Below are 12,089 nucleotides of genomic sequence, written 5' to 3' on the forward strand. Positions count from 1 at the left end.
ATTCAGTTTTTCACCAGTGGCAGGCTGTTGTTCTGCCACTCCATGACGCCACCGCTCAGTTTGTGCAGTTTCTTGAAGCCGGCCTTGGCCAGCAGGGCACCACTGGCACCGGCGGATGTACCGGATTTGCACACCAAGATGATCGGGGTGTCCTTGTAATCTTCAAGTTCACCCAGGCGGCGCTGCATGTCCTTGGCTGGAATGTTGATCGCGTTCGGCAGATGACCCTTGCGGAAATCCTCCTTCGGACGCACATCGACGACCTTGGCATCCTCGGTGTTGATCAACTGGGTGGCTTGCTGCGGGGAGACACCCTTGCCGCCTTTGCTACTCTCGGTGGCAAAGAGGGCGATCAGCAGCGCCAGCCAGATGGCCGACAGGATCCAATGGTTGAGGACGAATTCGATCAATTGCTCCAGCATAGGTACGGGCTCTGTGGGTCGATGAAAAAGTGAGCGCCGGAGTATACACCAGCGCTTGGATGATCCATAGATGTCCGGGTCGCGGATGCGGCGCCGAACAACCAATTTTCCCATCTCAAGTTTAGGCGTTCGCGCTTTGGTGCCAGAACCCGCACCGGCTGCCGGGTAGACCCATTCGGGGTCGCCGTGAACCCATCCATGGGGGCTTGACGGCAGCCATCCTGGCTGCCGACATCCCCGAATGGGTCTACCCGGCATCCGGGGCTAGCCATTAGTGAATTCCGAAGCTTGAGTTCCCATTATTGGATTGAATGGGAATCCACTCGCCACAGGGGAGTTGAATCAGTACACTAGCACTCATGTAATTTTCCTACATTTTCGACCCGGAGGTTGATCTTTATGGCAGCGGTTAAACCGGCAGTCCTTTTGATTCTCGATGGTTTCGGCTACAGCGAAACATCCCAGTCCAACGCCATCGAAAAGGCCAATGCCCCCACCTGGAAGCGACTCTGGCAGGAGTACCCGCATGCCTTGATCAGGACATCCGGCATGGATGTCGGTTTGCCCGACGGCCAGATGGGGAATTCCGAGGTCGGTCACATGAATCTGGGTGGCGGTCGCATCGTCTACCAGAACTTCACCAAGGTGACCAAGGCCATCGAAGACGGTGATTTCTTCGAGAACCCCGCACTGACCGAAGGCGTCGACAAAGCGGTTGAGAACGGCAAGGCTGTGCATATTCTCGGTCTGCTGTCGCCCGGCGGCGTGCACTCGCACGAGGATCACCTGCATGCCATGGTTGATCTGGCGGTGCAACGCGGCGCCAAGCACGTGTATGTCCACGCGTTCCTGGACGGTCGCGATACGCCACCGCGCTCCGCCATGCCGTCGGTCGAGAAACTGGAAGCCAAGCTGGAAAAAGCCGGCGTCGGCGGCATTGTTTCGCTGATCGGTCGTTACTATGCCATGGACCGCGATAACCGCTGGGAGCGGGTTCAGGCCGCCTATGACCTGCTGACCAGGGGCGATGCCGACATCGTCGCCTCCACGCCGATGGATGCCCTGCACGCTGCCTATGAGCAGGACAAGGACGACGAGTTCGTTCCGGCCACGTCGGTACGGGCCGATGGCGCCAAGCCGGTGGTCATTGAAGACGGCGATGCCGTGGTGTTCATGAACTTCCGCCCGGACCGTGCCCGCGAACTGACCAAGGCGTTCGTCGAAGACAACCTCGACAGCACCCTCGATCGCAGCGTTCGCCCGAAACTGTCGGCGTTCGTCACGCTGACCGAATACGCCGCCGACATTCCGGCTCCGGTGGCTTATCCGCCGGAGAATCTGGTCAACACCATCGGCGAAGTGATGGAGCAGCAGGGTCGGAAGCAGTTGCGCATCGCCGAGACGGAAAAATACGCCCATGTCACCTTCTTTTTCAGTGGTGGCCGCGAGGACACCTACAAAGGTGAGGACCGCATCCTGATTCCGTCGCCCAAGGTCGCGACCTACGACCTGCAACCGGAGATGAGCGCTCCCGAGGTGACCGACAAACTGGTCGAAGCCATCGAAAGCGGTCAATACGATCTGGTGGTCTGCAACTACGCCAATGGCGACATGGTGGGCCATACCGGCAAGATGGATGCCGCGATCAAGGCGGTCGAGACCCTCGATACGGCTTTGGCCCGCGTTACCGAAGCCACCTTGAAAGCCGGCGGCGAATGCCTGATCACCGCCGATCACGGCAATGTCGAGTTGATGGTCGACCCGGAAACCGGCGGCCCGGTCACCAGCCACACCAACTACCCGGTGCCGCTGGTCTACGTCACCGGGCAGCACAAGGAAGCCAAAGTAAAGGAAGGTCGTCTGGCCGATATCGCGCCGACCTTGCTGGCGATGCTGGGAATCGACAAGCCGCAGGAAATGACCGGCGAGAGCTTGATTGAGAAGTAGCGGGAACACCCCTTGTAGGGCGGAAGAGCCGAAGGCGATATCCGCCGTTTCAAACGGGGCAAAGGCATGGCCCCTTGGTCGATCATCCCATCGGCGGATCTCGCTTCGCTCTTCCGCCCTACATACAGCGGCCACATAACAGTCCGTCAGCTCCAACCCGGCCTTCGCCGAGCGGATGTTTGGCCGCGTAAAGACTTCGAAATAAGCCCCGCCCGAAAAGGGCGTGGCTTTTCTCCCCGCCTCGCATGCGTTAGCCTTCGGAGCATTCACAGGTACGCTAGTGCTTCAACTCCGGTCAAGAAGGCCTTATCTGTTCGTGTCCCGGTTTTTCTCTTTCAGTGTTCGGCTGTCACTGACCCTGGCTGTGGTCGGCGCAGTCGCTGTGTCCGTTCAGGCCGAGGACGACCTCAGCTTGAAACAGCGCGAACTGGAGCAACTACAGGGTCAGATTCAGTCGTTGCAAGCCGAGGCCAAAGAACGTCAAGCCGAAGTGTCCGAACAACGCCAGGCGTTGGAGGAGACCGAGCGCAAGCTCGGCGAGCAGACCCGCCAATTGCGGGCGACCGAGGCACGCCTGGCCGAGGCGAGAAGCCGGCTCGATGAGCTGGGTGCCGAGCAGCGTCGACTCGAACAGCAGTTGGACGACCAGCGTGAAGCCATGGCCGATCTGTTGCGATTGGCGTACAAACAGAACAACCAACCGCTGATCAAGCTGTTGCTCTCCGGTCGCCGCCCGGAGGCGCTTGCGCGGCAGATGCATTATTTTGCTATCCTCAATGAGGATCAGAACGCCCAATTGCGTCGATGGATCGAACAGTCGGAGCGATTGGCCGAGGTGATCGACGAGCAACAGTCGCTGACGGAACGTCTGGAAGCGGACAAACAGTTACTGGTGGACACCCGGGAAGAGCTGGCTGCGCAGAAGAACCGGCGCGCCCAGATTCTGGCGAACCTCGAAGAGGAAGCCGAAGCGGTTGAGCAACAATTGGCCCGCAAACAGGCCGAGCAGGCGCAGCTCAACGAGTTGGTCGACCGTATGGAGGCCGAACTGGCCGACCTGTCTTTGGAATTCCCCGAAGGCATCGATATGGCCGAGGTCAAGGGTAAGCTGCCCTGGCCTCTGGAGGGGCGAATTCGTGCCAATTACGGCACCCCCATCAACGGTTCGCGCCTGCGCTGGCAGGGTTGGCTGATCGGCGGCGACAGCGGCGCCGAAGTCCAGGCGGTTCATCACGGTCGCGTGGTGTTCGCCGACTGGCTGAACGGGTTCGGGCTGCTGGTGATCCTGGACCACGGCGATGGCATGATGTCCCTCTATGGTCGGAACCAGAGTTTGTTGCGTACCGTAGGGGAATGGGTCAATGCCGGTGATGTGATTTCGGAGGTCGGGTTGTCCGGCGGTTTCAGCGAACCGGGCCTCTACTTTGAATTGAGACGCAACGGCCAGCCGGAAAACCCGGCGAATTGGCTTAAAAAACGATAGAATGACGGTGTCTGTATGTCAGGCCCGGCAACGAGAGTGTTCCAGTTTTGGTCGACTCTATGCAACCCAACACTGATGTGAAAGGAACCCTTATGAAGTTGATCCGCAGTCCTTGGTTGAGCGCGGTTACCGCGCTGATTCTCGGCATTTCCATTGGTATCGTCAGCAGTGTGCATGCCGAAAAGTCGCAGTCCCGCCTGCCGGTGGACGATGTACGGATGCTGTCCCAGGTGCTGGAGCGCATCAAGCAGGCCTATGTCGAAGACGTGGACGACAGTGAATTGCTGGAGAGCGCCATCGAGGGCATGCTGTCCGGATTGGACCCGCACTCCGATTATCTGACGCCGGAAGATTTCGCCGATCTGCGCGAAAGCACTTCGGGCGAGTTCGGTGGCCTGGGCATCGAGATTACGCTGGACGATACCGGCTTTGTCCGCATCGTCGCCCCCATCGACGACACCCCGGCCTATCGCGCCGGTCTGCAATCCGGGGACCTGATCACCCAGATCAACGATACGCCGGTCAAGGGCATGACCATCAACGATGCCGTCACCCTGATGCGCGGCAAGCCGGGCACCAGCCTGACGCTGACCATCGCCCGGGAAGGCGAGAACAAGCCGCTCGAGTTCGAGATCACCCGTGACATCATTCAGGTCACCAGCATTCGCTCACGCATGTTGGAGCCGGGCTTCGGCTATGTGCGGATTTCCCAGTTCCAGGAGCGTACCGGTCAGGATTTCATTGAAGCGATGGAGTCGCTGCGCGACGAAAACGACGGTTCGCTGGACGGCCTGGTGCTCGATCTGCGCAACAACCCGGGCGGTGTTCTGCAGGCTTCGGTCGATGTGGTCGACGCGCTGATCAGCGACGGCCTGATCGTCTACACTGAAGGTCGCCTGCCGAACAGCGCCAGCCGCTTCACCGCCCACGGTGACGACCCGAGTGACGGTGTCAATCTGGTGGTGCTGATCAACGGCGGTTCCGCGTCCGCATCCGAGATTGTCGCTGGCGCCGTTCAGGACCATCAGCGCGGTGTCATCATGGGCACCCGCAGCTTCGGCAAGGGCTCGGTGCAAACCATCCTGCCGCTGGACCAGGAACACGCCATCAAGTTGACCACGGCACGTTATTTCACCCCCAGCGGTCGCTCCATTCAGGCTCAGGGCATCGTACCGGATATCGAAGTCCGTCCGGGCAAACTGACCCAGGAAAACGGTAATCCGTATTACACCGAAGCCGATCTGGCCGGCCACCTGGCGAACCCGGAAGGCGAAAACGGCAGCCGTGATCGTGCCGAGAAAGGGGAGGAAAGCCAGGAACAGCAGCTTATCGACGATTATCAGCTGTACCAGGCTCTGACTATGCTCAAAGGCATGCGCATACTGAATGCGGCCCGGTAAGATCACACTTAGCGCGGCCCTGCTGTTGGCGTTGTGGGCCGCCGCCTCCCCGGTATGGGCCTCTGTCGAGGCGCGCCCCCGTGTTGCCGTGGTCGTCGACGACCTCGGCAACCAGTGGCGCAGCGGCCTGGCCGCCATCGAGGTGCCCTACATCAAGACCGTGGCGATCATGCCCGGACGTCCCTATACCGAACGGTTGGCCGAAGCGAGCAATCAAGCCGCCAAGACGGTCATCGTTCACGCGCCCATGTCCAACCAGAGTGACTTCCCGTTGGGGCCGCTTGGGCTGGACCGGGCAGAAGGGCGGCTGCAATTGCTCGACAACCTCTGGCAGGGGCTCGATGGTGTGCCCCACGCCGAGGGTTTGAGCAATCATATGGGCAGCCGCCTGACCCGCGATCCCGAAGCCATGGCCTGGATCATGGCCGAGCTCAGGGATCGAAACCTCTTCTTTTTCGACAGCCTCACCGTGGCCGACTCCCAGGGCTGGCAGGTCGCGCATGACATGGGCGTGCCCTGGCACCGCCGGCAGGTGTTTCTGGATCATCGGCAGACGCCGGATTTCCTGGCCCGGCAATGGCAGCGCGCCCTGGCGATCGCCCGAGAGCAAGGCTCGGTCACCATCATCTGTCATCCCTATCCCGAAACCCTGGCCTTCTTCGCGAGCTTGAATCCGGCCCAATACCGGGACATCGAATGGGTCTCGATCAAGTCGTTGTTGAACCCGCCCGAGAAGCGTCCCGTTCCGCGTTGGCGACCGAATAACACCCCGCTCGGCGCCTGACCCCGTATTCGGCTGCTAAGCTGAACAGACGACTGTCGTAAAAGGACTCTCTATGTTCCGATACCTTGCGTTGACTCTGGTGTCCTGCCTCCTGATCGCAGGGTTTATCTGGAGCGGGCAACTGCAAAGCATTGCGGCCGGTATCGCCATCTTCCTGTTCGGTATGCTGTCGATGGACAGCGGATTTCGCGCCTTTACCGGCGGGTCGTTGAAGCGGTGGCTGGGACTGGTCACCAACCGGTTGTGGAAGGGCATCGTCTTCGGGACCGGCAGCACCGCCCTGGTGCAATCCAGTTCGCTGGTCAGTCTGGTCGCCATATCCTTTATGAGTGCCGGCTTGATGGAATTGCGTCAGGGGGTCGGTTTCATCTTCGGAGCCAACCTCGGCACCACTTCGGGTGCCTGGTTCATTGCCTTGTTCGGGTTGAAAGTGGACATCAGCACCTGGTCGATGCCCATGCTGGTGCTGGGCATCCTGTTCGTTATGCAACGAGCGCGTCCTCTGAAAGGCTTGGGGCATGTTCTGGCCGGGATCGGTTTTCTGTTTCTGGGCATTCATTACATGAAAACCGGCTTCAACGACCTGCAGCAACACCTCGACCTGGCGGCCTGGTCCATCGGCGGGTTCAAGGGACTGGTGATCTATTCCGTCATCGGCATCGTGGCGACAGTACTGATGCAAAGCAGTCACGCGACCCTGATTCTGACCATCACAGCATTATCCCTGTCCCAGATCACGTTCGACAACGCCGTCGCCCTGGCCATCGGTGCCAATGTGGGGACGACCATCACTGCCATGATCGGTGCGCTCGGGGCCAATGCGTCCGGCCGTCAACTGGCGGGTGCGCATTTCATCTTCAACAGCGTCACCGCGATATTGGCCGTGGTGGCCTTTCCGGCGTTCATGACCGTTGTGGACTGGGTGTCGAGCGCTCTGGAGTTGGCCGAGGACGCCGACACCCTGCGACTGGCGCTGTTCCACTCCGTGTTCAACCTGGCCGGCATCCTGGTCATGCTGCCCTTCGTGTCGCCCTTGATGCGGGCAGTGCGCTATGTGTTTCCCGATCGGCACCATCGCACCCAGCCTGCGGATACCGGTCGGCTGGACAAACACCGCCGCCGGGCGGTTCTGGCGCATCCCGATACCGCGATGGAAGCCATCATCAACGAGACCCGCTTTTTGTGGGAAGCCACACTGGCGCTGATCGAGCGGGGGCTCTACCTCACCGACAGCGACGGACACCGGACCACGGATCTGGACAGTGGCGTGCCCGCGTCGCCGACCATCGATGAACATCTGGACCTCGACCGGCTCTACAACGAGGACGTGAAACCCCTGTACAACGAGGTTCTGCAATTGTCGTCGCGCATTCAGGGAGAGCTGTCCGAGCAGCAGCACAAGGTCCTGTTCGAGCTGAAACTGGCCGTGCGTGACCTGGTCAACGCGCTCAAGGATGTCAAACACCTGCAAAAGAATCTCAAGCGGTACGCGGTGACCGATGAAGACGGTGTGGCCCGGCAATACAATGCCTTTCGCATCGAACTGGGCCGGCTGATACGATCCCTCCGATCCCTGTTGAGTCTGCCCGACCCCGAGGAAGCCATGTTGCGTCTGAGCGAGTTGCAGGTGACGTTGAGCCGGCAGGACATTGTCACCAATGGCGAGCTGGATGAAGCCGTGGTCCGCCAGGAGATTCCGGCCGATGTGGTCGGCAGTGTCGTCAATGACAGTCGCTATACCCTGAACATCGGGCACAATCTGGTGCAGATGGCCCGCCAGTTGTATTTCGCGACATCGTCGGACGACTATGACTATACTGCCCATCGGGATCTCTCGCTGACGCGGGATGAGGCAGATTTGTACGCCCAATCGAACCGGGAGTCCGACGATGTCCCAGATGCAAAAAATCCGTAAGTGGGTGCAACGCCTGCAGGACATCCTGTCGGACGAGCGCAATACCGGCCAGGAACAGGTCGAAGCCCTGGAGAAGACCTTGCGCAAGTTGCGCAAGCGCGAGGCCGAGCTGATCGAGTCGCTGGACAATGATCCCGACAAAGCGCAGCGCCGGGTCCTGAGCGATCGGCTCAAACTGGTGCGGCGGCACCTGGAGAAAGGCGAGGCGCATCTGCAGGAACTGCGCAACCAACGGCGGGAATAGCCCGCCACACCTCCGTTCATGACCGATTCAGTTTTCTGTGCGAAAATACGGTCCACTGTTTGTCCATATCTGGGAAGGAAAGCGAATGAAGAAGCTCGGGGCCTTGTTGTTGGCCAGCCTGGTGCTGCTGTCCGGTTGCGCCACCCTTAGCAAAGACGAATGCATCACCGCCGACTGGTATTCCATCGGCTACGAAGACGGAGCCAATGGCTACCCCTCCACCCGCATCGCCTCCCACCGCGAAGCCTGCGCCAAACACGGCGTTACCCCGGACCTGCGTGCTTACCAGGACGGTCACGACGAAGGCCTGCTCGGCTTCTGTACCGAACGCAACGGGTTTAATCGTGCGCTGGGCGGTTATCAATACAACGGCATATGCCCTCCGTCCCTGGAGCCGGAGTTCCTCGACGGTTACGAGGCCGGTCGTCAGATTTACACCGTCCGCTCCGAAATCAGTTCGCTGGAAAGTGAGCAACGCAGTAACGAATCGGAGATCGACCGGATCGACGAGGTGCTGATCGAGAAAGAAGCGGCTCTGTTCGCCACCGGCACACCGGAGGACCAGCGTCGCGTGATCTACGAAGAGATTGCCCAGCTCAAGGAGCGCAAGGGTGAACTGACCCAGCGCAACCAGGAACTCATTCGCAAGCTGGCCGAAGCCCAGGCGAGATTGCGCGTGTTGGAAGAACGTTACAGCTATTATTGACGCGACCCCAAGGTCGTTGTGGGTCGCGCACCCACAGCGGCCTCATTTCTGCTAGGGTTTGTTGATCTATCGGAACCAACGCGCGCACCATGCCCTGGATCGACTCCCATTGCCATCTGGATTACCTGCCCGACCCGCCCAATGCCATGGCACGGGCCGAGGAAAACGACATCCGCCACTGGATCCTGCCGGGAACCGACCCCAGCCAGTGGCAGCGCACCCAGCACCGGTTTGAACGGGACCCACGCGTCCATTTGGCCTTCGGTCATCATCCCTGGTTCCTGCCTGAGCATGACGCCGAAATGGGCGTCCTGAGCCGTCAGCTGGACGACAGCACGACGGTTGTCGCCATTGGAGAAACCGGCCTGGATTATTACAACGGTCAGCCGAAACGGCCGCCGGCCGACCACCAGGAAGCCTGGTTTGAACAGCATCTGCGCTTGGCGCAAGATCGGAACCTGCCTGTCATCATCCATGCCGTGAAAGCGCACGACCGGGTACTGCACTATCTGAAGCAATACCCGCGTGTCACGGGCGTAATCCACGCCTTTTCAGGACCTTACGAGCAGGCCATGGCCTATATCGACAAGGGCTGGCGGCTGGGCTGCGGCAGCCTGATTCTGAAATCCGGTAAAACCCGGGACGCTTTCGCCCGCATTCCCGCCGACCGCCTGTTGCTGGAAACCGATGCGCCGGACATGCGCCCCAAGCATCCCGTGCACACCATCCCTTTGCTCGATCTCCTGCAAACCGCCGACGATCTGGCGGAGGCCCGGGGCGTGACGACCGCGGATCTCATGGCACAGACCAGCGCTAATACCCGAACCTTATTCGGTATTTGATTCCAATTGGTTATGCAAATCATACAAACTATTCACTAGTGGCATGAGTCGAGATTCAGTACTGTCGGGAAGGCATTAATCAGGAGCCTCCCATGAGCTGGATCGCATTTACGTTAATGGCCGCTGTCATGCAGGCCGTGCGCACGGCCGGACAGCGGCAATTATCGCAACACCTCAGTGCCATGAGCACCACCTTCGCCCGCTATCTGTTCGGCCTGCCGGTCGCACTGGTGTATTTGACCGGTCTGGCCTGGAGTCAGGAAGCGGTGACGCCGTCACTGACCGGTGGCTTCCTCGGCTGGGCAATGCTGGCCTCACTGGCGCAAATCGGGGCGACCTGGTGCCTGATCACCGCTTTCCGGTTCAACAACTTCGCCGTCGGCACCACGCTCGCCAAGACCGAAGCCCTGCAAACCGCCTTCATCGGCTGGCTGCTGTTCGGGCTGCCGTTGTCGATCCAGGGGTGGCTCGCGCTGGTGATCGGTTTTCTCGGCATTCTGGTGATCGGCAATCTTCGTACCTTGCTGTCTCAGCGGGGGGCCTGGCGCAGTCCAGCGCTTGCTTTTGGGCTGGCCTCGGGTGCCTTGTTCGCGGTCGCCTCTCTGAGCCTGAGAACCGCCGCCCATACTCTGGGCGTCGATCTCGTCCTGGCCGCGGCCGTTACCCTGCTGACGATGATCGTCATCCAGACAGTAGTGTGCGGGGTCTGGCTGGCCTGGACCGAGACGAAACCCTGGCGGGCCTTGTGGCGTCATCGCCGACTGGCCGGCTTTATCGGCGTTACCAGTGCGCTGGGCTCCATCGGTTGGTTCACGGCCATGTCATTGCACAACCCCGCCCTGGTGAAAACCCTAGGTCAGGTGGAGTTTTTCATCACGCTGGCCATTACACACTGGGTATTCCACGAACGCATTCATAAACACGAAGGGTGGGGCATGGCGCTGGTTTTGGTGAGTGTGGTATTGCTGCTGACTTGACGAGAGTGCACGGCGTGCGCTCCGACACTGAAAAAGCACGTTGCATGATTCGCACTGACATTGAAATTCGGCATTGAGCTAGTATGACGGCAACTCCACGAGCAACGAGAGAATGCCATGCCGTTGAACCGAGACGACTTGCTGGAACTGGACCGCCAGGACCCATTGGCCGACCATCGCGACGCTTTCGATATCCCCGAAGGCGTGATTTATTTCGACGGTAATTCGCTGGGTGCTCTGCCCAAGGCGGCGAAAGGGCGTGTCCGTGAAGTCGTGGAGCAGCAATGGGGGCAGGGTCTGATCCGCAGTTGGAACGAGGCGGACTGGATCAATCTGCCGCAGCGGCTCGGCGCCAAGATCGCCCCGTTGATCGGTGCGCAACCACATGAGGTCATCTCGGCCGACTCCACCTCGGTCAATTTGTTCAAGCTGGCGGCCGCCGCCTTGCGCATACAACAACAAACGTCCCGCGAGCGTCGGGTGATTCTCTCCGAACCCGGCAATTTCCCCACAGATCTGTACATGTTGCAGGGGCTGTGCGACTTCGCGGCCGGGGAACCGGAGCTCGTCACAGAGCCGGCCGACAGCCTGATCGATCGCATCGACGAAAGTACAGCTTTGGTCGTGCTCACCCACGTTCACTACAAGAGCGGCCGGTTGCACGATATGACCGCCATTACCCGGCGCGCGCACGAATGCGGCGCCCTGGTCCTATGGGACCTGAGCCACAGCACCGGGGCCGTGCCGGTGGAATTGAACGACGTGGGGGCCGACTTCGCGATCGGCTGCGGCTACAAATACCTGAACGGGGGGCCGGGCGCACCCGCTTTCATGTTTGTCGCCGAGCGGCATTTATCCACCTTGCAACAACCGCTCAGCGGCTGGTTCGGTCACGAAAGTCCTTTCGACATGCGCGACGACTATGCGCCGGCACCGGACATTCGCCGGGTTCTGACCGGTACAACCTCGGTGGTGGCCGCGTCCTTGTTCGAGGTCGGTCTGGATCGGTTCCGGGACGTGGATATGTTCGCGCTGCGCAAGAAATCCATGTCGTTGACCGAACACTTCATCCAGTTGGTGGAGGAGCGGTGCCCGAACGCCGGGTTCGAACTGGTTTCACCGAGAGAACCGCAACAGCGGGGCAGCCAGGTGTCCTTTGCCCATCCGGAAGGCTATGCCATCGTGCAGGCGTTGATCGACCGCGGCGTCATCGGCGACTACCGCTCACCGGATATCCTGAGGTTCGGGTTTGCACCGCTGTATGTGCAATACGTGGATCTGTGGGGCGCGGTGGAACATCTCGCGGACATCATGTGCAACCGCCTGTGGGAGAACCCGCAGTATCGCCATCGACGTCAGGTGACCTGAG

Annotated in this window: 11 protein-coding genes; 10 read left to right on the top strand and 1 reads right to left on the bottom strand. The window is 60.2% G+C overall.

What is annotated here, in order from left to right; translation table 11 throughout:
* Positions 1–2 precede the first annotated feature (2 nt).
* On the bottom strand, positions 3–422 hold the full coding sequence (locus IE111_RS05670) for a rhodanese-like domain-containing protein (protein ID WP_189607520.1): 420 nt from the start codon (positions 420–422) through the stop codon (positions 3–5).
* A gap of 399 nt (positions 423–821) precedes the next feature.
* Here IE111_RS05670 and gpmI point away from each other — a divergent pair, with 399 nt between their 5' ends.
* From gpmI to kynU, 10 genes are all read left to right on the top strand, one after another.
* Positions 822–2,369: a 2,3-bisphosphoglycerate-independent phosphoglycerate mutase gene (gpmI, locus tag IE111_RS05675; RefSeq protein WP_189607521.1), complete on the top strand. Its 1,548-nt coding sequence runs from the start codon at positions 822–824 to the stop codon at positions 2,367–2,369.
* A 316-nt stretch (positions 2,370–2,685) separates the two neighbouring features.
* Complete coding sequence (locus tag IE111_RS05680) at positions 2,686–3,852, top strand: murein hydrolase activator EnvC family protein (protein WP_189607522.1); 1,167 nt, start codon at positions 2,686–2,688, stop codon at positions 3,850–3,852.
* Positions 3,853–3,944: 92 nt separating this feature from the next.
* On the top strand, positions 3,945–5,252 hold the full coding sequence (locus IE111_RS05685; protein WP_189607523.1) for a S41 family peptidase: 1,308 nt from the start codon (positions 3,945–3,947) through the stop codon (positions 5,250–5,252).
* Complete coding sequence (locus tag IE111_RS05690) at positions 5,239–6,036, top strand: divergent polysaccharide deacetylase family protein (protein ID WP_189607524.1); 798 nt, start codon at positions 5,239–5,241, stop codon at positions 6,034–6,036. The genes IE111_RS05685 and IE111_RS05690 overlap by 14 nt, the downstream gene beginning before the upstream one ends.
* Before the next feature lie 52 nt (positions 6,037–6,088).
* Positions 6,089–7,951: a Na/Pi cotransporter family protein gene (locus IE111_RS05695; protein ID WP_189607525.1), complete on the top strand. Its 1,863-nt coding sequence runs from the start codon at positions 6,089–6,091 to the stop codon at positions 7,949–7,951.
* Positions 7,926–8,195, top strand: a complete 270-nt coding sequence (locus IE111_RS05700) for a hypothetical protein (RefSeq protein ID WP_189607526.1) — start codon at positions 7,926–7,928, stop codon at positions 8,193–8,195. Before IE111_RS05695 ends, IE111_RS05700 begins: the two co-directional genes overlap by 26 nt.
* Positions 8,196–8,280: 85 nt before the next feature.
* Positions 8,281–8,901 (top strand): DUF2799 domain-containing protein, encoded by a 621-nt coding sequence (locus tag IE111_RS05705; RefSeq protein ID WP_189607527.1) that lies wholly within the window; start codon positions 8,281–8,283, stop codon positions 8,899–8,901.
* A gap of 89 nt (positions 8,902–8,990) precedes the next feature.
* Positions 8,991–9,743 carry a TatD family hydrolase gene (locus IE111_RS05710; protein ID WP_189607528.1) on the top strand — a complete coding sequence of 251 codons (753 nt, stop codon included), beginning with the start codon at positions 8,991–8,993 and terminating at the stop codon, positions 9,741–9,743.
* A 92-nt stretch (positions 9,744–9,835) separates the two neighbouring features.
* Complete coding sequence (locus IE111_RS05715; RefSeq protein ID WP_189607529.1) at positions 9,836–10,720, top strand: DMT family transporter; 885 nt, start codon at positions 9,836–9,838, stop codon at positions 10,718–10,720.
* 117 nt (positions 10,721–10,837) lie between these two features.
* Entirely contained in the window at positions 10,838–12,088 is a 1,251-nt protein-coding gene (gene kynU / locus IE111_RS05720; RefSeq protein ID WP_189607530.1) for a kynureninase, read from the top strand.
* The last annotated feature ends 1 nt before the right edge of the window (position 12,089 follow it).

This window comes from Saccharospirillum salsuginis (assembly GCF_014651855.1).
Taxonomy (GTDB): domain Bacteria; phylum Pseudomonadota; class Gammaproteobacteria; order Pseudomonadales; family Natronospirillaceae; genus Saccharospirillum; species Saccharospirillum salsuginis.

What these genes read in the sequence shown, in the direction of transcription:
- IE111_RS05695 (WP_189607525.1), top strand. Translation starts at nt 6,089, where the DNA reads ATGTTCCGATACCTTGCGTTGACTCTGGTGTCCTGCCTCCTGATCGCA.
- IE111_RS05710 (WP_189607528.1), top strand. Translation starts at nt 8,991, where the DNA reads ATGCCCTGGATCGACTCCCATTGCCATCTGGATTACCTGCCCGACCCG.
- IE111_RS05690 (WP_189607524.1), top strand. Translation starts at nt 5,239, where the DNA reads ATGCGGCCCGGTAAGATCACACTTAGCGCGGCCCTGCTGTTGGCGTTG.
- gpmI (WP_189607521.1), top strand. Translation starts at nt 822, where the DNA reads ATGGCAGCGGTTAAACCGGCAGTCCTTTTGATTCTCGATGGTTTCGGC.
- IE111_RS05705 (WP_189607527.1), top strand. Translation starts at nt 8,281, where the DNA reads ATGAAGAAGCTCGGGGCCTTGTTGTTGGCCAGCCTGGTGCTGCTGTCC.
- IE111_RS05700 (WP_189607526.1), top strand. Translation starts at nt 7,926, where the DNA reads ATGTCCCAGATGCAAAAAATCCGTAAGTGGGTGCAACGCCTGCAGGAC.
- IE111_RS05715 (WP_189607529.1), top strand. Translation starts at nt 9,836, where the DNA reads ATGAGCTGGATCGCATTTACGTTAATGGCCGCTGTCATGCAGGCCGTG.
- IE111_RS05670 (WP_189607520.1), bottom strand. Translation starts at nt 422, where the DNA reads ATGCTGGAGCAATTGATCGAATTCGTCCTCAACCATTGGATCCTGTCG.
- kynU (WP_189607530.1), top strand. Translation starts at nt 10,838, where the DNA reads ATGCCGTTGAACCGAGACGACTTGCTGGAACTGGACCGCCAGGACCCA.
- IE111_RS05685 (WP_189607523.1), top strand. Translation starts at nt 3,945, where the DNA reads ATGAAGTTGATCCGCAGTCCTTGGTTGAGCGCGGTTACCGCGCTGATT.